Origin of the sequence: Enterococcus durans NBRC 100479 = LMG 10746, from assembly GCF_001544215.1 — a bacterium.
Classification (GTDB): Bacteria; Bacillota; Bacilli; order Lactobacillales; family Enterococcaceae; genus Enterococcus_B; species Enterococcus_B durans.
Genome location: NZ_BCQB01000007.1, coordinates 63,740 through 85,183, shown reverse-complemented (window position 1 = coordinate 85,183; position 21,444 = coordinate 63,740). Strand labels below are relative to the sequence as shown.

Here is a 21,444-nt window from a genome sequence, read left to right as displayed (position 1 = left end):
CGTTATCTAATACTTTTTGCTTATTAAATGATTTTGTTGCATGTGATATTACCGCAATAATATTGTGCATGATGAAATCCTCCTTTTGAGGCTGTGACAGAAGTGTTTATTTCCGATGGAGTTGCTTCTTCTCCCACCGTTTTCTTTTTTAAAGAATGAGACAAAAGTGTTTCTTACTTTTGTCCCACGCTTATCTTTTACTATTTGTAGTATAATTTTTTTTGAACAAACTGCAAACAAATAACAAAGTTAATGGACAGATAATGAAAAATGATTATAAATGGGTGGAAATATGACAAAAAAAGAAAAAGATATTCGGTACTATCGAACCAAAAAACGAATGAATGATGCAATGATCGAACTATTAAAAATAAAAAATTTCAATCAGATCACTGTCAAAGACATCTGTGAAAAAGCAACTATCAGTCGTAGTGGCTTTTATCTTCATTATATGGATAAATATGACTTAGTGGAAAAATATCAACTTGAATTGATGAAACAAATCAATCGTATTATAGATGAAGAAACTAAAAGAAACGCTAGCATGGAAGAGATCATGATTAAAATACTTTATTTTTTCAAGAAAGAAGGATTACTCTTAGGCTTATTGCTTTCAAACAAAGGATCTGTAGAGATTCAAAACCAAGTAAAAAAAGCATTGCAACAAAATGGATTAAAAAATGTTCTCTCATATATAAATATTAAGTTTGAAACAGAAATTGAAAAACACTATTTAGTTATATTTTTTAGTAATGCGGCATTCGGACTACTACAAGAATGGATAAATAATGGGCAAAAGGAGAGCCCAGAGGAATTGGTACGGATTTTGAATAAAATCGTTCCTTATAAATTCATTTGAGTTTTATCTATTAGGTAACAACCGAAAATAATTTGTTAGTCAGTGGATTGTTGGAAGGGGCAAGGAAGAAAAATCTGTGTTTTTTGAATATCATAAGTCGATACACCGATTAGTTTAGACTGATATTTCAGTTGTTGCTCGGCACCAAACAATGAAACGCGGACAAGAAGCTGTCAAGGGGGTAGTAAACGTGTTAATAAATTAGTAGGTTGCTTGACTTTATAGCTTATTTCAATGGAGAGTTGCTTACTTAAATGTCAGGATATATAAAATGAGAAGAAATCACTTCATATCAAAAGAATCCGCCAGATGAAAACAGCGTTTGCTATTTTTCATCTGGCGGATTCTTGGTAAGTTACTATTCTAGAGATCAACTATTTTTATCCAGCCACTCTTTAGCAATGGTTAACTCCTCCATTGTTAATTGATGTCCTGTGTTAGTGTTCGCTACCGTCAGCTGTGCATGACGGGTCTCAAATTCGTTGATTAAAGCAGAAATAGCTGTGGAAGAGACAATAGGATCGTCTTCACTGTAGGAAAGCCAGATTTTTTTGTCCACTAATGAAAAGGATTGCTGATGGTTACCTAATGACATTGGATGAAAAAAGAGACCTGTTTTTAGACCCGTTTGACTTTCTAACATCAAGTGCGCAGCAATATTTGCACCGTTTGAGTAACCGACAACGATCCAGTCACTCAAAGGGATTCGTTCGTTTTCACTGATTGTTTTGATTTCTTCGTGCAAGTTTGTTGACTCTTCTTCTAAACTTTCATAATCAAATTGATTCAATCCATTTCGTTTGAAAAAACGATTCATACCGTCTTCATTGATGGAACCGCGAAAAGAGAGAAGTGTGCTATTGGGAGCCAAAAAGTGGGCGATATCAATTAAAGAGTATTCATCTCCACCTGTACCATGAAGCAAGAGTAACTTTTTGCCATTTGGGCTACCTTTTTCGAATAAATAGTGCATGGGGCGCCTCCTTTTTTCACTCATAGAAAACAGTTATTCACGTTTTTTATTCGCATCGCTAGTATCGAATGGACGGACATATTCTTCGATCTCTGCTCGTTTCTCTTCTAAGAAAGGTGGTAAGGACAATATCTCTCCTGCGGTTTCAGTTGGTTCATCACCAAAAAATCCAGGTCCATCTGTAGCTAATTCGAATAACACGTGAGAAGCGGCTAAGAAATATTCTGATTGGAAATAAAAGCGGTCAACAAAGCCTGAATTTGGTAAATCAACTTTATTGATCAAGCGAATCCAGTGTTCCAACGCTTCTTTATCTGCGACACGTAAAGCTAAGTGATGGATATTGCCAAATCCTTCTATTGCGTCTGGAAGATCAGTTCGGTGTTCGATGATGATACTAGCCCCATTACCCCCTTCGCCTACTTCAAATTGATAAAAAGCATCTGCATGAGCTGTTTCTTTAAATCCTAAGATGTTTTCTAGGATCACGCGGATATGGTCTAAGTTTTTGACCCGAACAAAAACAGGGCCTAATCCAGTAATGCCATATTTTGATGGAACGTTACTGTTTTTCCATGGGATACCAGAAGCGATGCCGTGGTTATTTTCGTCTGAAATCAGTTGGTATGCTTGACTGTCAAAATCTTCAAACTCTAAATACTTTTTAGAAAAGCGTTCGTTGATCTCAGAATGAGTGATACCATATTTTTCAAATCGTTCGAGCCAAAATGTCAATGCTTCATCGTTTGGAACTCTAAAAGAAGCTCTTGAAATCGTATCAGTACGTTTTTTTCCTTTTGCCTGATTTGGAAAATCAAAAAAAGTCATATCAGTTCCTGGTGCTCCATGTTCATCTGTGAAGTAAAGATGATAAGTTTCGATGTCGTCTTGATTGACGGTTTTTTTCACTAAACGCATACCCAAAATGTCAGTAAAAAAACGATAGATTTTTGTGGCACTAGAAGTCATTGCTGTAACGTGGTGGATTCCTCTGATTTGTGTGTCCATACTGCTTCCTCCTGTTAACTTACAAAAAGTAAGTGATGATAGATACAGTATAGTGGGAGAGGGGAGTTAATGCAATTAATTTGTCTTTGTGTTTTATTGGCTGAATGATATAAAAAAAGTCCCTTACACGAAACGACTGTTTCTTGCAAGGGCTATATGATTTTAATTAGAACGGACATCAAGTACAGAATAATTACGAACATCGAACCGATTACGACTTGAGGAATATTCAATAGGTTGGCCGTCTTTTAAGTAGACGACTTGTTGGACTTCCAGTACAGGATCGGTCTCACTACAATTTAAATATTCTTGGTCAAAAGTGGTGCTTTTATCTGCAGAGATTGCGCGATAGGCTCCAGCAAAGTGAATATTCAATTCTTTATGCAAGTAATCATAAATAGAAGAAAGCAGGTGTTCTCTTTTTAAGCCAGGTACTAAGTTAACGGGCATAAATGTGTGTTCCAAAATGTAAGGTTCATTGTCCAGTATGCGTAGGCGATGGATGTTATAAACGGGTTGTTCTGCATCGACCATCAAGCGCTCCTGGATATATTCATTCGGAAACTCCACGTCGAAATGGATCACTTGACTTGTTAGAGAACGATGGCGTTTATGCATTTGATAGCTTAGACCTTCGTATTCATTGGCAGGAGAAGTATCTTTTTCCATAAAAGGATGATTCAATATTTTTGTCCCAGAGCCTCTTTGAGAGTAAAGCAATCCTTCCATTGCTAAAATGTTGATTGCTTTTTTGATCGTCATGCGGCTGGCACCGAATTCTTTCACCAAGTCCACTTGATTCGGTAAAAAACTATTAGGCGGATATTCTTTTGAACGAATCCGCTCTCTTAATATATGGGCTATTTCTTCGTATTTTGGCACGTTATTCACCTCACAATTGAGTATAACTAAAGATATCTTTTTCGACAACAAGTAATCGAAAAAGAAGGTCGGTAGTAAAAAAACTGTGGGGAAAAATCTGAAAATCAGTTTTATTACAGACTCTCGAATAAACGACGTCCAAAAGTCTAGATTTTCGGAAATTTAAAAAAACGAACAATACATTTTTGTATTGCTCGTTTTTCTCCCTAATTTCTCAAACCTAAATGACTTTTGTCTCGACCTCTTTTCAATGTAGTAAAAGTAGTTGTTATAAGACATCCAAGTCTGGTTGTTTGTCCAAGACCTTAAGGAACGGATACCAAATGAAAGCTACAATCACAAAGTCAACAACTTGAAGGAGCCCGCCTAACCAAGAATTGGTTGCCAACACGCCACTTGCGATGATTGGAACAGTCCAAGGCACCGAGACGCCAGTTGGTGGTGGTACGATCCCAGCTGCCATGATCAAGTAGTTGAATGTAGTGACGATCAGTGGTGCAATGACCCAAGGAATCAAGATCGTTGCGTTTAAAACGATTGGCAACCCGAAGATCACAGGTTCATTCACATTGAAGATCCCGGGAGCTAAAGCTAGACGACCAACATCACGATATTGTTTTTTCTTCAAAACAAATGCCATCAAAAGGACAACAGCCAGTGTCATACCTGAACCACCGATACCCACGGTAAAAGTTTCCATGAATGGTTTAGTGATGATGTGTGGCAATTCTTTCCCTTGTTGATAAGCTTCAAGGTTATCAAGCATCAAAGTGTTCCAGATCGGGTCCATTACAGAGTTGACGATGATTTGACCATGAAGTCCGAAGAACCATAGGAATTGAACAAAAAACAAAGCAATCAATGTAGCTGGTAAGCTGCTTCCCAATCCAGTCAATGGTTTCTGGATTACTTCATAAACCACATCATGAAGATTTGCATGGAAGACACCAGTCATAATCGCGTTGATAACTAAGAAAACAGTTAATGTCACAACGGCTGGAATCAAAGCAGCAAAAGATTTTGATACTGCTGGTGGTACACCGTCAGGCATTTTGATCTGCCAACCACGTTTTGTGATACGGCAGTAGATTTCACCTGCAATAAATGCAGCAATCATACCAATGAACATTCCTTTAGCGCCAAGTCGATCAAGCGACAAGACACCAGAAACCTCTTCGCCTCCAGGTGTAGTCATGACAAAAGGAGTAAGAATCAAAAAGCTCGCAAAGGAAACTGCTCCGCCAAAAATACCTTCAACGTCATAGGATTTCGATAAATAATAGCCGATACCAAAAGTAACAAAGACAGACATGATACTCATTGTTGCATTTTGACCGTTTCCAAATAGAGTGGTTAAAGTTCCTTTCGTGCTATCACTGAAAAATGGAAGATTATTGATAACTACCACGATAGAACCAAACATCGTTAATGGAAAAGACAGCATAAATGCGTCTCTTAAAACCGTCAAGTAACGATTTCGCCCCAACATATTTGCTAGAGGCATGATTTTCTGAGCAAGCTTATCCATAAAACCATTCATTATTTTCACCTCAAATTTATTTTTTGTAATCGATTACAAAAATAGTATAACCGGTATTTTATTAAATGTCTAGTCATTTATTATAAAAGTATTGATTTATTTTTTGGTATTCGTTATCATAACGGTATCAAAAGAAAATAAGTGAGGGCAAAAAAATGACGAAGTATAAATTTCCAGAGAATTTTTGGTGGGGTTCGGCAGCTAGCGGTCCACAAACAGAAGGAAGAATCCAAGGCGATCACAAAGGAGAGAATATTTGGGATTACTGGTATGAACAAGAACCAGAAAAGTTTTTCAATCAAGTAGGGCCGGAAAAAACGAGTCAGTTTTATACTAAATACCGTGAAGACGTACAATTGATGAAGAAAACAGGCCATAATACTTTCCGGACGTCTATCCAATGGAGCCGTCTACTACCAAATGGAACTGGGGAAGTAAACCAGACTGCAGTTGCTTTTTATCGTGCGTACTTCAAAGAACTATTAGACAATGGTATTGAACCTTTTGTGAATCTCTATCATTTTGATATGCCGCTGACACTTCAAAAAAATGGTGGTTGGTTAGACCGAAAAACTGTCGATGCATATGTGGATTATGCGACTACTTGTTTTGACTTGTTCGGCGATCTTGTAAAAAAATGGTTTACCCACAATGAGCCGATTGTTCCAGTTGAAGGAGGGTACCTGTATCAATTCCATTATCCAAATCATGTCAATATGAAAGAGGCTATTCAAGTTGGCTATCATGAAAATCTGGCGAGTGCCAAAGCGATCAAGGCATATCACCAATTGGCACAAGATGGAGAAATCGGGATCATCTTAAATCTGACACCAAGCTACCCGAGAGATGAAACAAATGAAGAAGATGTGAAAGCCGCAACGATCGCGGATGCTTTCTTTAATCGTTCGTTCCTTGATCCCGCTGTAAAAGGCGAGTTTCCGCAAGACTTGATCAAGATTGTCAAAGAATTGGATTTATTACCTGAGATAAAAGAAGGGGATCTGGAAACGATCAAAGAAAATACGGTCGATCTATTAGGGATCAATTATTACCAACCGCGACGGATCAAAGCGAAAGAAACGCCAGTGGATACAAAAAATGGTCCTATGCCAGATGATTATTTTGATAATTATGATCTGCCAAATAAAAAAATGAACCCTTATCGTGGATGGGAAATCTATGAAAAAGGAATTTATGATATTTTGACGAATACTAGAGAAAATTATGGAAATATCAAATGCTATATTTCCGAAAATGGTATGGGGGTTGAAGGAGAAAAACGTTTTATCAATGAGAATGGCGTGATTGAAGATGATTACCGCATCGAATTTGTTACGGATCATCTAAAATATGTTCATCAAGCAATCGAAGAAGGCACAAATTGTGTTGGTTACCATATGTGGACGTGCATGGATAACTGGTCATGGACAAATGCATATAAGAATCGCTATGGTTTTATTGCAGTAGATCTTGCTCAAGATGGAAAACGGACGATCAAGAAATCTGGTCATTGGTTCAGCGAAGTGGCTAAGAACAACGGATTCTAGAAACGAACTTCTAATAAAAAGAAGCAATGACAGAAGTAAAAGCGTTTCTCGTATGCAAGAAATTTGAATAAATGGCGGGAATAGAAATTGCCTCCTTAAAAAATAAACATGAATCTTCAAAAATTTGAAAAATGATTTTCGTGAGATTTGGCTTATTTATTGAGGGTAGGTTCATTTCTATTCTGGCCTTTTTTATATAAAAATGATACAAGTAAATATTTGTTATGGGGACTCAATAGTGCTAGAATTAAGGCAAGGAGGCGTTTACAATGTTAGATGCGTATAAAAATATTTTAGTTGCAATTGATGGTTCAGAAAAAGCTGAAAAGGCTTTTATGGAGGCGGTTGCAGCTGCTAAGAGAAATCAAGCAACTTTGCACATTTTGTATGTCAATGAAGTGACTGGCAACTATTTCGGTGACTTTGGGTTCCTGACACCAAATCTTCAAGAAGAATTAGATGAAGTAGCGGAAAAACAAATGAATGAGCATCGAAATCTGGCAATTGAAAAAGGATTGACAGATATCGAGACATATATTTTATATGGTTATCCAAAAACATTGATCGCAAACTTCAATGAATCCAAAGAACCAATCGATTTGATCGTGATGGGTGCGACAGGGTTAAATGCAGTGGAACGAGCGTTAGTTGGTTCAACAACTTCCTATGTAGTAAACCATGCACCATGTAATGTGCTCGTAATTAAATAACGTTATCAATTAATAATAATGCTTTTAAGGAATTGCTTCTTGCTTTTCCTTAAAAGTTTTTTTTAGTGTCTATTTCTTTATCATTGGTATAAAAACGCTAAATCCAAAGTATTTTCAAATAAATTTGATTGTAGGAGTAAAGTAGTGGTATAGTAACTGCAAAAGAAAAAATCAATCAAAAATGATAGATAAAAGAACGAAGGGAATGATCATGATGGAAGAACAATATTTACAAGTAATGACCATCGCTGGTTCAGATAGTGATGGCAGTGCCGGGATGCAAGCAGATATGCATACGTTTTTTACTCGAGGCGTTTATGGTGTCTCTGTAATGACTGCTTGCGTGGCAGGAAACTCATATGGCATTGGCGCAAGTGTGACGCTGCCAACTGACTTTATTGATAAAGAGTTTGCATTGATTGCAGAAGATTACCAAGTAAAAGCAGCAAAAACAGGGATGTTAGCTGATTCTACATTGATCGAAACAGTTGTTGAGAATTACCAAAAGTATGACTTCGGTCCTTTAGTCGTTGATCCTGTGATCGTGACCAAACATGGCAATCTGTTACTAGAGGAATCTGCTTTACAAAGCTTGAAAGACAAACTTTTACCTTTAGCAACAGTTTTGACTCCTAATTTTTATGAAGCAGAAAAATTGACTGGCCGATCATTGTCAGAAGAGGAAGATTACGTTCAAGCAGCAAAGGAACTCCAACAAATGGGGGCAAAAAATGTCATGATCAAAGGGCATCATTTAAAGGATGCAGACCAAAAAGACGTAAAAGATTATGTCTTGCTTGAATCCGGAAAGTCATTTTGGTTAAGTGCACCTTTTTATCCTACTGATCGTATCAACGGCACAGGGGATTCTTTATCGGCTTGTATTGCAGCAGAATTAGCTAGAGGAAAATCTGTTGAGGAAGCCATTCGTTTTGCGAAAGAATATGTGAATGTTGCGATACGAGAAGAAATCAACGTAGGGCATAAATATGGACCAATCAATCATTGGGCAGCTGGAGCATTGAAGGAATCTGCAGATTTCTAACATATATCTGGGTCGAAAATGAAAATAAACCAATAGAAAAAAGTTGACTACTTTGAAAATAGGCTTTCCTATTTTTTTGAGTAGCCAACTTTTTTTACGAACAGCTGATCGTTTTGATACGTGATCTATGAGAACCAAGAGTGTTAGATGAAAAATACTGGGAATAACTTATCCAGACTATAAAATTGGTGAGAACAAACGTGAAATTTGTTGTTTGAACAATAACCACTTAGACATTTCTTTGACTGTTTCAGTTGTCATCGGTGTACACTTTTCTTCATCAACCAAAAATTGGTCTGCTAATTGGTTCAAGAAGTCTGCATCGTAAATGACAGCACTAGTTTCAAAGTTCAGACGGTAACTACGAATATCTTGATTGGCAGAGCCCACCATACAGATTTCATCATCCATGATCAGTGTCTTTGCGTGTAGAAATCCATTTTCATACACTAAGATCTGCACGTTCTCTTTGATCAATTGTCTAGCATAATATTGAGTAGCGCGATAGATGAAGGGATGATCGGGCTTGTTTGGGATCATGATCTTGACTTCGACACCTGAGGCAGCTGCAATTTTTAAAGCTGCAAGTACACTCTCATCAGGTACAAGATAGGGCGTTTGGATCCAAATCCGTTTTTTCGCTGAAGTGATCAGTTTAATGAAGGATAACTTGATCTGCTCACGTTCATTGTTTGGACCGCTTGACACTAATTGAATAGATGTATTTTCATTTTTATAGTCTTTCCCCGGTTCTTTTTGGAAAAAGTAATTAAGATGATAGCCGACTTTTTTCTGTTCAGGAACTGAAACATTCCAATCTGTTAGAAAGCGTAATTGCAAGAGCGATGCTGCGGCTCCATAGATTCGAAGATGTGTGTCACGCCAGTACCCAAATTTTTTGGTTACGTTGACGTATTGATCAGCGATATTGAAACCACCGATATAACCGATTTTTCCATCGATCACAACAATTTTGCGGTGATCATGATAGTTTAGGCGAAAACGGAGCAATGCACGTTGAGAAGTAATAAATGTGTGAACGTGTCCACCATTTTTAATTAGTTTATTGAAGTCCTTTGGTTTTGTTCCGTTGGAGCCAAAGGCATCATACAGTAAACGGACTTCTACTCCTTCTGCTGCTTTTTCTTCAAGTAACGACAAGATCTGTTGGCCAATATTGTCTGTTACAAAGGCATAATACTCAATATGGACGGAATGTTTGGCCGCTTTGATATCTTTTAATAGAGCGTCCAGTTTTTCTTGTCCATCTATCAATAAAGTAACCGAATTTTTTCGAGTCAGTGGCATACGATTGAGTGAAGAGAAAAAATCAACGAATTGTTGATGTTCCAGATTTTCCATCAATGGATCATAGTGATCGATCGTATCTCCTTTGAAATCTCGAAAATTTTCTAATTCTTTCAAGTCACTTTGTCTTAAATAGAATTTTTTCTTATCTGTCAGGCCACGCCCAAAGAAAAGGTAGAGTATAAACCCAATACCGGGAAGCGCGAAAAGTACAAGTAACCATGCCCAGATAGCAGCAACATCACGTGGTTTGATCAAAATAATAACTAAAGCAATGATGACGTTGATCAAATAAAGGACATAAATAATATTTGTTCCCACAGTCAAATCCTCCTTTTTTACAATAACAATAGTATAGCATGAGAACAAAAAGAAGCCTACAAATGAAGAACGTCATTTTTGTAAACAAGGTTGAAAATATCCAGTAAACTAAGCTAAAGTGGTTGCTTTTTGGCATATATTCAGGTAGGATAATAGTACAGTTGAATATCTCCTTAGGGGAGTAACCGACAACATTTGTTGTGATAATATCAACAGTAAGTTAACTAAATGGTTATCTGGTATTGTATGAAATGGTGAGACCTAAGACAAATCCGCATTTGTCTTAGGTCTCTTTTTTTCAGTCAGGACAATTGCCGATAACTAAAAATCAAAATGGGGGATGAAATTTGGAAAACAAGGAACAGGCTCAGCAAGCCGTCTACAAGGAATCAATCGACTCGCTGATGCAAAAAACGCAGAGCTCGACCGAAGGATTGAGTACGACGCTCGCAAAAGAAAAGTTAGAAAGAGATGGATTGAATCAGCTAAAGGAAGCACCTAAGAAACCGACATGGAAATTGTTCTTAGAAACATTCAAAGATGCTATGGTCATCGTGTTGCTGATTGTCGCATTGATCCAAATGGTCATGGGTGACTACATCGAATCCTTAGTTATTTTTGCCGTGTTGATGTTGAACTCCGCGATCAGTGTTATCCAAACAAAAAAAGCAGAAGGCTCTTTAGAAGCATTAAAAAGTCTTTCCGCACCTGATGCGCGTGTTATCCGTGACGGAAAAGAACGGACGATTCCAGCAAATGAGTTAGTTGTTGGGGATATCGTCTTATTAGATGCAGGGGATTATGTACCTGCTGATGGGCGGCTGTTAGAAGCTGGTTCATTAAAAGTAGATGAAGGAATGCTTACTGGTGAATCGACAGCTTCAGAAAAAGAGGTTGTATCGATTGAGCAAACAGTACCGATCGGCGACCGTATAAATATGGTGTTTAGTGGAACGATCATCACTTATGGCCGCGGAAAATTCTTAGTAACTGCTACTGGGAACAATACAGAAATCGGAGAAGTTGCTGGACTTCTTGAATCAACAACGGAACAAGTCACTCCTCTACAACGTGGATTAGACAAATTCAGTAAAAAATTAAGTTTGGCGATCCTAGCTTTATCACTAGTTATTTTAGGTATCCAGTTGTTCCGTATCTATTTAGGTGAGGGAACAGGGGATCTAACTGCAGATATCGTTAGTGCAGTCATGTTCGCAGTTGCTGTTGCCGTAGCGGCTATTCCAGAAGCATTGCAATCGATCGTAACAATCGTTTTGTCTTTAGGAACAAATAAAATGGCAAAACGTCATGCGATCATTCGTAAGTTACCTGCGGTTGAAACACTTGGATCAACAAGTATCATTTGTACCGATAAGACTGGTACGTTGACTCAAAATAAAATGACAGTGGTTGACTATTATTTGGCAAATGGCGCTACGGGAGACTTCACGAATGATCCAGCCAAATGGTCCGATGATGAACGCCGTTTGATTGAGATCAGTGTCTTAGCAAATGATGCTTCGATCAGTGAAGATGGTACAAAACTAGGTGATCCAACAGAAGTGGCATTCATTGATTTCAGTGAAAAGTTGAACCAGCCTTATCAAGAAATCCGAAATACCTATCCAAGACAAGCAGAATTACCATTTGATTCTGACCGTAAATTGATGTCAACGGCACATAACATCAACAATGGGCAATATTTGTTCGTCAAGGGTGGACCGGATATCATCTTTGGTCGTAGTAAAAAAGCGTTGGTCAATGGAGAAGTTGTGCCAATGACAGAAGAACTGATGACAAAATTCAAAGAACAAAATGAAGCTTTTTCAAATCGTGCGTTACGTGTTTTAGCTTTTGCGTATCGTCCAATCGAAAGCACAGAACTTTCATTTGAAGATGAAAATGACTTGATCTTAGTTGGATTGCTTGCAATGATCGATCCGCCAAGAGAAGAAGTGACACAAGCCGTCAAAGAAGCAAGAAGTGCTGGTATCAAGACGATCATGATCACAGGTGACCATAAGACGACTGCTGTAGCAATCGCCAAAGAAATCGGCATTTTTGAAGAAGGCGATCAAGCGTTGACTGGTACAGAATTAGATGATCTGACAGAAGACCAACTGAACGAAGTACTAGAAAAAGTGACCGTATATGCGCGTGTTTCACCAGAAAACAAAATTAGGATCGTACGAGCATGGCAAAATAAAGGCCATATTTCAGCGATGACCGGTGATGGTGTCAATGATGCACCAGCCTTGAAACAAGCAGATATCGGTATTGCAATGGGAACAGGTACGGATGTTGCGAAAGATGCTGCTGCAATGGTCTTGACTGATGACAATTTTGCATCGATCGTCAGTGCCGTTGAAGTAGGACGAAATGTCTTCGATAACATCATGAAGGCCATTTCTTACCTGTTTTCAGGTAACTTGGGTGCAATCATTGCGATTATCTTTGCTTTAGTTGCGGATTGGTCAAACCCATTTACTGCATTACAATTACTATTTATCAACTTAGTGAACGACTCTCTTCCTGCTATTGCTTTAGGAACGGAAAAAGCGGAACCAGCAACGATGGGTAGACCACCAAGAGATCCAAATTCCGGTATTTTTACGGATAAAACGTTAATCTCAGTAACTTACCGTGGTGTATTGATCGGGATCGCAGTTATTTTTGCTCAATGGCTAGGGATGCAACACTCACCAGAATTTGGTGTAGCGATGTCCTTCTCTACATTGATCTGGTGCCGGACGTTACAAACATTTCCAGCACGTTCCAATACACAAACAGCGATCCAAGCTGGATTCTTCTCAAATCGAAGTGTCTTGTTAGCTGTTGTCGTATGTAGTGCATTATATTGCTTGACCATGATTCCTGGGTTAAAACAAGTCTTCTCAATTCCAGCTGCTTTTGGCTTAACTGAAGTCTTTACATGTATCGGAATTGCCTTAGTGACGGTGATTTTGATGGAAATCACAAAAATGATCCTTGTCCACGTACAAAAGAATAAATAAAACCAAAAAACGCTTGAAACAGTAATGTTTCGAGCGTTTTTTTTTGTAATCAAAGAGAGGAAACTGAATCACCTTCGATGAGTTGATAGCCAAGATTTACTTTTTCAATCAGCGTAGGATCTTTGATTTTTCTTAGTAATAAGGTCATTGCTTCATGGCCAATAGAAGTTTGGTCCTGTTCGATATGTGCGAAAGTAAAAGCGTTCAAATCGAATAAATTGATCGTTGGGTGATCGAAACACACGATAGAATAATCATTTGGAACAGCTTTGCTCTGTTGTTCGATTGCGCTTTTGGCTAATAAAGCAATGTTGTATTCTGTAGTGAATAGTGCAGTGATCTCTGGATTTTTTTGTAAAAACTCAACAATCAGTTCGACATCTTCTGTGATACTTCTTGAAGAACCGGGGACAACTGAATCAATGACTGAAAAAATCTGCTTTTGACTGACTGCTCGGTTTGCATCGACATGAGCAGATAGAAAGCCGTCAACACGCTCGTCAATCGTAGAAACTCGACTATCCGAGGTAAGTAAGCCGATTTTCTGATGTCCTTGTTCGAATAGATAGTTTGTCAATTCTTTTGATGCAGAGAAGCTATCTGTTTGGACGCTACATACAGGGAGTTGGTCCATTAGACGATCGATAACTACGACTGGGAAATCTCGGGCAATCAATTCTAAGATTTTTGGTGAAGTATATTCAGAAGACGTGGGTAGAAGGATCAATCCTTGAATCCCTAAATCGATTAATTCCTGGATATATTCATTTTCCTTTTTTAAATCGCCATAAGTGATTTTAACAATGACATTCAGCTTTTCCGCATCGTAGTTTAAAATACTTCTGAGAATCTGTGTACCAAAAAAATCAGAAAAATTGGTGATGACTAATCCGATGATCAGTTTTTCAAAAGTTGATTCGTTTTTACGATTACTGATGATCACTGAACCTTTTCGAGGTTTTCTGAGGATGTAGCCTTCTTCTTTTAATAAATCTAGTGCTTTTTTTGCTGTAATCGTACTTACGCTATATAAGGCAGCTAATTCTTTTTCAGTAGGTAAAAGGTCGTTTATTTCATAGTGCCCTTGTTCGATCTGTTTTTTTAAATCTGTATAGATCATTTGATATAATGGTGCGCTCAATAGGATCCCTCCATTCATTTATTTGATTATATATATATATTAAATATAACATATATTTTAATCAAGTAATTTATTTTAAAAAATACTATTGAAAGCGTTGACAAATAAGAATTAATATATATAATCTAATTTGTAAGATATTTAATATATTAAATTATTTATAAGTATATGTAAAGGAGGAGGGGAAATGGAACAAACGAACAAAGGAAAGAAACGTAGGGGAATAAATGAACAACAAAATATTGCCTATTTATTTATTCTAGTACCAGTTAGCTTGCTTCTCATTTTTGGTATTTTTCCTATTTTAATGGCTTTATACTTTAGTTTCACAGACTACAACATCATTGAACCCGCTAACTGGATAGGTTTCGCTAATTTCCATAAGATTTTTCAAGATGAATTTTTCTTTGTTTCATTAAGAAATACGTTAGTCTACACATTTTTGTATGTTCCCTTAGGTTTGATAGTCGCTTTAGGAACGGCGATCCTGTTAAATAAAAAAGTGAAAGTCACGAATCTATTTCGCACTTTTTTTTACTTACCAGTACTGTGTTCAACGGTAGCGACTGCAACGATCTGGTATTGGCTATTGAATCCGCAGCATGGTTTGCTTAATCAGCTGTTGCGACTCATTGGAATTGATGGTCCTGCATGGCTCTATAGTTCGAATTGGGCGATGACAGCCATCGTCATTATGAGTGTCTGGATGACCTTTGGCGGGAATATGATGATTTTCTTGGCTGGACTTCAAGGAATCAATCCCGCCCTTTATGAAGCCGCCGATATAGAGGGAGCAAGCTCTTGGCAAAAATTCCGACACATTACGTGGCCTCAGCTGTCAAAAACGACTTTTTTAGTCACGACACAGTTGATCATCGGCGCCTTCCAAGTTTTTGATCAAGCATATATGTTAACGAAGGGCGGTCCTGGAAATTCGACGATTACCTTAGTTTATTATATTTACAATAAAGGTTTTGGCGGACTGGAAATGGGGTATGCCTCTGCACTTTCGTTTATTCTATTTTTGATTATTTTTGTCTTTTCTTTAGTGAATATGAAATTGACGAATAAAGAAATCAATTGAAGGAGGTAAGGAACAACAATGTTAAAGAAGAAAACTGTGAACCTCTGTTTATGGTATGTCGTAGTGATTATTATCAGTCTAACAACTGTATTGCCGTTCGTATGGACGATCTCTACTTCTTTCAAATCGGATAGTGAAATTTTAAGCGGGACGATGAATTTTCTTCCGAAGCAGTTTACATTGGACCATTACAAAGAGGTCTTTTCAACGATGCCATTTTTGACCTATCTGAAAAATTCCTTGATCTTAGCGCTAGGGGGTGTAGTAACGAATCTCTTTTTTGGTTCGTTAGCAGGTTATGCTTTTGGACAGTTGAAATTTAAAGGGAAAAAAGCACTGTTTTTGGTTTTTTTAGCTTCCATGATGATCCCGAGTATCGTCACGATGATCCCGACGTTTATTGTACTAAGAGGCTTTCCACTGATGGGTGGGAATGATCTCACCGGTTCAGGCGGTCTAGGATTGATCAATTCCTATTGGGCGATTTTACTTCCTGGTGCAGCAGGCGCATTCTCCATCTTTTTCATGAAACAGTTTTTTGAACAGTTACCCCATGAATTAGGCGAAAGTGCCAGAATTGACGGGGCTAGTGAGTTCAAGATATTTATGAAAGTTTATTTCCCGTTGGCAAAACCGGCGTTAACAACATTGGGCATCATGACCTTTCAATCTGGTTGGAATGCATTTATGTGGCCTCTGATCGTTTTGAATTCGGATGAAATGAAAACGGTCCAGGTGGGGCTGGCTGCGTTTCAATACAATTACAGTACAAACTACGGACCATTGATGGCAGGGACGATCTTAGCTACTTTACCAGTCTTAGTACTATTCATAATGGTCCAAAGAAATTATGTTCAAGGATTAGCAGAGGCAGGAATAAAATAAAAGGAGTAGAAAAATGAAAAAATTTTTTAAGAGCCTGATGATCATTGCTTTACTTGTATTACTTGGTGCTTGTGGTAAAAAGGAGACACAGTCTGGTGGGGCAAGTGATGGGAAACAAAATATCACTTTTTGGGGATCTTGGAGCGGTTCGCAAGTCGATCAATTGAATCAGTTGATCGAGAAATACAATAAGAGTCAAGATTCTTATAAGGTTACTTATAAAGTCCAAGATAACGTAGAAGAAAAGCTTTTGACAGGTATGGCTGGCGGAGAAATTCCTGACGTGATCTTATGGGATCGTGTCAATACGGGAATGTACGCCAAAAAAAATGCTTTATTGGATTTAGATGAGTTGATCAAGAAAGATAAAGTTGATTTAAATGAATTTTACGAAGAAACAGTAAAAGAGATGTCCTACGATGGGAAACAATATGGCATACCATTATTAGTGGACAACCGCTCACTTTTCTACAATAAGAAACTACTGAAAGAAGCAGGAGTTACACCGCCAAAAACGTGGGCAGAATTGTTGAATGTTGCTGAAAAAACAACGAAGTGGGACGGAAATCAACTTGTTCAAGCTGGTTTCTCGTTGGACGATGTAGGACTATTCAATATGTGGTTGCAACAAGCTGGCGGTACGATGCTTTCTGAGGATGGGAAAAAGACAGCTTTCAACTCTAAAGCTGGTTTAGAAGTCGCTGATTTTTGGAATCAGTTATTGAACGAGAAAAAAGTCTATCAACAGGGATTCAATGATGGAACGGATGCTTTTGCTGCGGGAAAAGTCGCAATGACATACAACGGACCATGGGCACTTTCAGATTACAACAAAGTCGATGGATTAGATTACGGAGTGGTTCCACCCGTTTCAGGTCCCAATGGCGATAAAGGCGCATTGACTGGCGGATTTGGTCTAGTCATCACGAAAACTGCTAAAAATAAAGACGCCGCTTGGGATTTCATCAAATGGTGGACGACGAATCCAGAAGTGGGTATCGAATTTGCCAAGATCTCAAACTGGCTTCCTGCAAACAAAGCCGCAGCGCAAGATAGCTATTTTCTTGAGAATGATAAATACAAAGCATTTGTGGAAACAATGGATTTTGCCAAAATCCGTCCGATAGTTGCAGGGTATTCTGATCTTGAGAAACTGGCTGTTAATCCACAATTGGAAAATATGCTAGCAGAAAAAGAAACACCTCAAGAAGCCTTAGAAAATGCGCAAAAACAAGGCGATAAAATTTTGAAAGAAGGATCGACGAATGACTAAATTTGAACAATTAGCTGAACAAGCACAAAATAGTATTGATTATTTTTATCTGTCAAAGGATAAAAAACAGTGGTTGAACAACGTGTATCCATTAACAGACCAAGCACAAAACGAAACTTTCCATTACTGGTGGATGGCCCATCTGATCGACGTACGCATCGATGCATATCTACGTACAAAAAATGAAGAATACCTGCGATTAGCCGAAGAAACTTATCGTTATAATAAAGAAAGAAATAACGGCACATTACTACATGAATATTATGATGATATGCTTTGGAATGCTTTAGCAGCCTTACGCCTGTACCAACAGACCAATAAACAAATGTATTTGGCTGATGCACGCGAAGTTTGTTTAGATATATTCGACACCGCTTGGAATGACCAAATGGATGGCGGTTTTGCGTGGAAAAGAACACAACTTGACTACAAGAACACACCTGTAAATGGCCCAATCATGATTTTGGCCTTACGCTTGTATCAAATCGAAGAAAATCCTATCTATTTAGAAATGAGTAAAAAAACACTCGCTTGGATGAAAAAGACATTAGTACAAGAGGATTCTAAGTTTGTAGAGGATGGGGTCAATCGTAACGGCGATGGGAAAATCGATTACCAATGGAAGTTCACGTATAATCAAGGTGTCTATATTGGCGCATTGATCGAATTTTATCATGTTACAAAAGATACTCGCTATTTGGAAGAAGCACTGCAATGTGCACAAACCTCTATTGATGTCCTTGTTGAAAAAGGGGTATTCAATGACGAAGGAGATGGTGGAGATATCGGATTATTCAAAGGTATCGAGTACCGCTACTTGCAACTGCTTTACAAAGAAACACATGCAGAATTTATCCGTTCATTCATTGAATCAAGTTGTCAGATTTTAGCCGAACATGGGAAACGAGGAGAGTATCTCTTAGCGTACCGTGATTGGTTGGAAAACAAGCCAGAAAGTGTTTGTCTCTCTGACCATTTGTCTGGTGTGATGGCACTAGAGAGCGCTGCGTCTCTCTAGCAGATCAAATGAAAAGGTCATAATATGAAAAGAGCGTGGGATAGAAGCGATACTTTTATCTCACGCTCTTTTCATGAATAAATGGTGGAAGCAACTCCATCGGAAATAAGTCGGAATTTACAAAAATTTAAAATCATTACTTAGACAAATGATAAATAAGCGAATATACAGAGTTAGAAAAAATAAACAGTATCAAATAAATCAGTCGACTTTATTGATTGTTTTGATAGAGTAAACAGAGCTTTGAAGGAAAAAATGGGATGATTGTATCGCCTAAAAAAAATTAGATAAATATCAAGAAAGAGTAAAAGAGAGTGGATAAAAAGTTTGATGGAAAAGTGGAGGAAGATATAGTAGTAAAATAAGAGCGGTACAGAGTTTTAAAAACAGAAGTATTTATTTAGCAACTGCTGAAAATTAGTAGTTTATAATTTACATAAGACTACAGCTATGTATAGTTATGGTTTTCGATTTATTGTTAAAATGTACTTCTAATAGACCTTTAGAAGGGAATACTTGACATGTCGATATTAGCAATAGTCATTGCAGTTGCATTAACGTTGATTTATTTTTTACTTATAAATCCAAAAATCAAATATTTTTTTTGGATTTTGGGGATAATTTACTGGAATAATCCTTACTTCTTTTCAATTGTTACCAATCACTTTAGATCATCTATTGATCTCTTTTTTCTTGCTATGGGAGTAAGTGTCTTTTTTATTCCAACTTTTTTTATTGTTTCAAGTATTCAAACCATCATTAGTGTTTTTTTAGACAGAGACTACATAAAAATCTTAACATCTGTTTGTCTAATACTATTCACACTATTATATTATAAGGACGTAATGGATGTTAGCGTGCCTACATTTGATTTGGGAAAATGTTGTTTAAGAATCATTATACTAGTTGGCACGATTTTTCTTTTTTTCAAAAAAGAAGCATATCGGCAAAGACATTAGCCAATGAAAAATAATTTTGGCGTCTTCAAGATAAAACTGACCGGAGTATTGAAATGCGTAGGTGCTTTTCAATACTCCGGTCAGATCTGTCACATCGCTAAATTTTTTGAAAAAAATTTTACTTATTCTTTATTCTCGATAAATCAATGTCACCAGTGTATTTTTCAAGATTAATTAGTCTTATAATCTGTGAGTTTTCCCCAGTGCCCACTGATACTAGCTTAGTAGTAAGAACCTTTTGAGATTCGTCTTGAAGTGTTTCTTCTGGAGTTCCAGCTGATGTAAATTCCCAATAGAGATTGTTGGGAACATTATAGAGATTGATCGTGCCATTATGATTACTGCCATATGTGACAGAGCCATCGATCTTACGTCCACCAGATAATTGAATCACATCCTCTGGGAACACAGCACTATTGGAGATAGATGGAACAATGGGCGTGCCAGCAGGGATTCTTTGAATATACAATGTATCGATTTCTTGATTTGCTCCAAGTTGTAACCAGACCCGAGCATACTCGATTTGGTCATCGGTATAGGTTGGTGAGAGATTGATTTGTAGAAATTATTGTGGAATTTTTGGTTTCTGTATTGTCTGTATGAGAAGTGGAAACACTGCTAGTTGTGGACTCAATAGGTGAACTACCGGAGTCAGTATGACTGGTTGATGAGTGATTCTCATAAGAGGTTGTGCCTTTCGTTTGATTTTTACTTTCATCATGAGAAGTAGCACACCCACTTAAAGAGAATAAACCAAAGAAAACAAACAACAAAATAATTTTTTTCATTAAGATACTCCTTCAAAATATATATTTTTCTTCATCCCGCTGATTCTTAGCTGCTTAGAAAACACAAAAATCCATTTGTATCTTTGTGCAACTCTTAATAAGAAAAAGTCTATCATAAAAATATCTTCAATAAAATAACATCTGGATAAGTGAAGTATGTAGATAAAGAAAATCAGATGAAATGCTAATTTTTTAGAATATCTTTTTGAAAAATCAATCAATATGTTAGAATCTCAACATAAGAATGAAAGTTGCTAAGTTATATTATTTATTCCGAAAAGTGAAAAGATGAAATAGGAGAATCAACCATGGATGAATTAGATTGGGATGAATTTGCCCCCGAGTATTATCAAAATCAACTGGAATCACGCACGACGATCATAGAAGATGTGATCGCCTTTTTAAAGAGTAAGGCAGTATTACCTGCATCTGACCTGATAGATGTAGCAGGTGGTGCTGGGCGCTATTTACCTATGGCGAAAGAAGTAGGAAGTTACAAATTGCTTGATTTTTCAACCGAAATGTTGTGCTTTGCCCAACAAGAAGCAAATAAGCTGGGTGTGAAAAACGTCCAAATGATGAAGCAGTCTTTCGAAGATTTTTTAGAAAATAAAGAAAGTGCTGAATTGATTTTAACTGCTGCAAATCCAGCATTGGATAATACAAAAAAATTAGGACAAATGCTGAAAAAAATGAATCAGGCTTGTGTAATCATCCGAGTCGTCCACTCAAGGGATGATCTTTTTATTCCTTTAGAAGAACGGTTAGGGATTTTTGAAGAAGATCCGACGGTTTCTCCAGATTTAATGGATCTTTTTGAAACATTTTTAACACAAAATGATTATTCCTATCAAAAACAGGATTTCACGTATGTTCTCAAAGAAGAAATCACTCGTTCATTGATGGAAGACTACTATGAGGAGTATAAAGAAGATCAACGACTGACTGATTTTCTTGACCAACATTTTTTCCAAAATGAACAAATCAGTACAACCCGTTTGATTTACCGCTTGTTGCTGATCCAATAAAAAGTAAATTGAGAGGGCAAAAGCAAAAGTAGTACTGGATACGTAAAAATTGGGGAAGTTA

General features: G+C 37.4%; 18 protein-coding genes. 10 read left to right on the top strand and 8 right to left on the bottom strand.

What is annotated here, in order from left to right; genetic code table 11:
- Positions 1-292: 292 nt before the first annotated feature.
- A complete protein-coding gene (locus ED2_RS03545; protein WP_016176855.1) occupies positions 293-859 on the top strand; it encodes a TetR/AcrR family transcriptional regulator in 567 nt (188 codons plus the stop codon).
- 370 nt (positions 860-1,229) lie between these two features.
- On the opposite strand, the gene ED2_RS03540 is transcribed toward ED2_RS03545, so the two are convergent.
- The 4 genes from ED2_RS03540 to celB all read right to left on the bottom strand — a co-directional run bounded on the left by ED2_RS03540 (position 1,230) and on the right by celB (position 5,262).
- Positions 1,230-1,832 carry an alpha/beta hydrolase gene (locus tag ED2_RS03540; protein WP_005878500.1) on the bottom strand — a complete coding sequence of 201 codons (603 nt, stop codon included), beginning with the start codon at positions 1,830-1,832 and terminating at the stop codon, positions 1,230-1,232.
- A gap of 33 nt (positions 1,833-1,865) precedes the next feature.
- Complete coding sequence (locus ED2_RS03535; protein WP_005878502.1) at positions 1,866-2,840, bottom strand: ring-cleaving dioxygenase; 975 nt, start codon at positions 2,838-2,840, stop codon at positions 1,866-1,868.
- A gap of 162 nt (positions 2,841-3,002) precedes the next feature.
- The gene (locus ED2_RS03530; protein ID WP_005878504.1) at positions 3,003-3,722 is read right to left on the bottom strand and encodes a GntR family transcriptional regulator; all 720 of its coding nucleotides are present in this window, start codon (positions 3,720-3,722) and stop codon (positions 3,003-3,005) included.
- Positions 3,723-3,990: 268 nt separating this feature from the next.
- Positions 3,991-5,262 (bottom strand): PTS cellobiose transporter subunit IIC, encoded by a 1,272-nt coding sequence (celB, locus tag ED2_RS03525; protein ID WP_005878506.1) that lies wholly within the window; start codon positions 5,260-5,262, stop codon positions 3,991-3,993.
- 155 nt (positions 5,263-5,417) lie between these two features.
- Here celB and ED2_RS03520 point away from each other — a divergent pair, with 155 nt between their 5' ends.
- The 3 genes from ED2_RS03520 to thiD all read left to right on the top strand — a co-directional run bounded on the left by ED2_RS03520 (position 5,418) and on the right by thiD (position 8,564).
- Positions 5,418-6,809 (top strand): glycoside hydrolase family 1 protein, encoded by a 1,392-nt coding sequence (locus tag ED2_RS03520; RefSeq protein WP_016176854.1) that lies wholly within the window; start codon positions 5,418-5,420, stop codon positions 6,807-6,809.
- 269 nt (positions 6,810-7,078) lie between these two features.
- Positions 7,079-7,519, top strand: a complete 441-nt coding sequence (locus ED2_RS03515) for a universal stress protein (protein ID WP_005878508.1) — start codon at positions 7,079-7,081, stop codon at positions 7,517-7,519.
- Positions 7,520-7,733: 214 nt separating this feature from the next.
- Entirely contained in the window at positions 7,734-8,564 is an 831-nt protein-coding gene (gene thiD, locus ED2_RS03510) for a bifunctional hydroxymethylpyrimidine kinase/phosphomethylpyrimidine kinase (protein WP_025479928.1), read from the top strand.
- Positions 8,565-8,741: 177 nt separating this feature from the next.
- On the opposite strand, the gene cls is transcribed toward thiD, so the two are convergent.
- Positions 8,742-10,193 (bottom strand): cardiolipin synthase, encoded by a 1,452-nt coding sequence (gene cls, locus ED2_RS03505; RefSeq protein WP_016176853.1) that lies wholly within the window; start codon positions 10,191-10,193, stop codon positions 8,742-8,744.
- A 347-nt stretch (positions 10,194-10,540) separates the two neighbouring features.
- Between cls and ED2_RS03500 the strand changes: the two genes are divergently transcribed.
- Positions 10,541-13,207, top strand: coding sequence for a cation-translocating P-type ATPase (locus ED2_RS03500; protein ID WP_016176852.1), 2,667 nt, complete (start codon positions 10,541-10,543; stop codon positions 13,205-13,207).
- A 49-nt stretch (positions 13,208-13,256) separates the two neighbouring features.
- On the opposite strand, the gene ED2_RS03495 is transcribed toward ED2_RS03500, so the two are convergent.
- Positions 13,257-14,348, bottom strand: coding sequence for a GntR family transcriptional regulator (locus ED2_RS03495; protein WP_016176851.1), 1,092 nt, complete (start codon positions 14,346-14,348; stop codon positions 13,257-13,259).
- Positions 14,349-14,535: 187 nt separating this feature from the next.
- Between ED2_RS03495 and ED2_RS03490 the strand changes: the two genes are divergently transcribed.
- Genes ED2_RS03490 through ED2_RS03475 form a run of 4 tightly spaced genes read left to right on the top strand, consistent with a single transcriptional unit; the run spans position 14,536 to position 18,608 of the window.
- On the top strand, positions 14,536-15,432 hold the full coding sequence (locus tag ED2_RS03490) for a carbohydrate ABC transporter permease (RefSeq protein WP_016176850.1): 897 nt from the start codon (positions 14,536-14,538) through the stop codon (positions 15,430-15,432).
- A gap of 18 nt (positions 15,433-15,450) precedes the next feature.
- Positions 15,451-16,317 (top strand): carbohydrate ABC transporter permease, encoded by an 867-nt coding sequence (locus tag ED2_RS03485; RefSeq protein WP_005878664.1) that lies wholly within the window; start codon positions 15,451-15,453, stop codon positions 16,315-16,317.
- A gap of 13 nt (positions 16,318-16,330) precedes the next feature.
- Complete coding sequence (locus ED2_RS03480) at positions 16,331-17,590, top strand: ABC transporter substrate-binding protein (protein WP_016176849.1); 1,260 nt, start codon at positions 16,331-16,333, stop codon at positions 17,588-17,590.
- Positions 17,583-18,608 (top strand): glycoside hydrolase family 76 protein, encoded by a 1,026-nt coding sequence (locus ED2_RS03475; RefSeq protein ID WP_005878660.1) that lies wholly within the window; start codon positions 17,583-17,585, stop codon positions 18,606-18,608. Before ED2_RS03480 ends, ED2_RS03475 begins: the two co-directional genes overlap by 8 nt.
- Positions 18,609-19,685: 1,077 nt before the next feature.
- On the opposite strand, the gene ED2_RS03465 is transcribed toward ED2_RS03475, so the two are convergent.
- Both ED2_RS03465 and ED2_RS14725 read right to left on the bottom strand, forming a co-directional pair.
- The gene (locus ED2_RS03465) at positions 19,686-20,045 is read right to left on the bottom strand and encodes a YdeJ family lipoprotein (protein WP_489768529.1); all 360 of its coding nucleotides are present in this window, start codon (positions 20,043-20,045) and stop codon (positions 19,686-19,688) included.
- A 49-nt stretch (positions 20,046-20,094) separates the two neighbouring features.
- Positions 20,095-20,355, bottom strand: coding sequence for a hypothetical protein (locus tag ED2_RS14725; protein ID WP_016176848.1), 261 nt, complete (start codon positions 20,353-20,355; stop codon positions 20,095-20,097).
- 308 nt (positions 20,356-20,663) lie between these two features.
- Here ED2_RS14725 and ED2_RS03460 point away from each other — a divergent pair, with 308 nt between their 5' ends.
- Positions 20,664-21,383, top strand: coding sequence for a methyltransferase domain-containing protein (locus ED2_RS03460; protein ID WP_016176847.1), 720 nt, complete (start codon positions 20,664-20,666; stop codon positions 21,381-21,383).
- Positions 21,384-21,444 lie beyond the last annotated feature (61 nt).

Excerpts from the sequence above, each read along its gene's own strand:
- ED2_RS03545 (WP_016176855.1), top strand. The coding sequence starts at position 293 with ATGACAAAAAAAGAAAAAGATATTCGGTACTATCGAACCAAAAAACGA.
- ED2_RS03540 (WP_005878500.1), bottom strand. The coding sequence starts at position 1,832 with ATGCACTATTTATTCGAAAAAGGTAGCCCAAATGGCAAAAAGTTACTC.
- ED2_RS03535 (WP_005878502.1), bottom strand. The coding sequence starts at position 2,840 with ATGGACACACAAATCAGAGGAATCCACCACGTTACAGCAATGACTTCT.
- celB (WP_005878506.1), bottom strand. The coding sequence starts at position 5,262 with ATGAATGGTTTTATGGATAAGCTTGCTCAGAAAATCATGCCTCTAGCA.
- ED2_RS03520 (WP_016176854.1), top strand. The coding sequence starts at position 5,418 with ATGACGAAGTATAAATTTCCAGAGAATTTTTGGTGGGGTTCGGCAGCT.
- ED2_RS03515 (WP_005878508.1), top strand. The coding sequence starts at position 7,079 with ATGTTAGATGCGTATAAAAATATTTTAGTTGCAATTGATGGTTCAGAA.
- thiD (WP_025479928.1), top strand. The coding sequence starts at position 7,734 with ATGGAAGAACAATATTTACAAGTAATGACCATCGCTGGTTCAGATAGT.
- ED2_RS03490 (WP_016176850.1), top strand. The coding sequence starts at position 14,536 with ATGGAACAAACGAACAAAGGAAAGAAACGTAGGGGAATAAATGAACAA.
- ED2_RS03485 (WP_005878664.1), top strand. The coding sequence starts at position 15,451 with ATGTTAAAGAAGAAAACTGTGAACCTCTGTTTATGGTATGTCGTAGTG.
- ED2_RS03480 (WP_016176849.1), top strand. The coding sequence starts at position 16,331 with ATGAAAAAATTTTTTAAGAGCCTGATGATCATTGCTTTACTTGTATTA.
- ED2_RS03475 (WP_005878660.1), top strand. The coding sequence starts at position 17,583 with ATGACTAAATTTGAACAATTAGCTGAACAAGCACAAAATAGTATTGAT.
- ED2_RS14725 (WP_016176848.1), bottom strand. The coding sequence starts at position 20,355 with ATGAAAAAAATTATTTTGTTGTTTGTTTTCTTTGGTTTATTCTCTTTA.
- ED2_RS03460 (WP_016176847.1), top strand. The coding sequence starts at position 20,664 with ATGGATGAATTAGATTGGGATGAATTTGCCCCCGAGTATTATCAAAAT.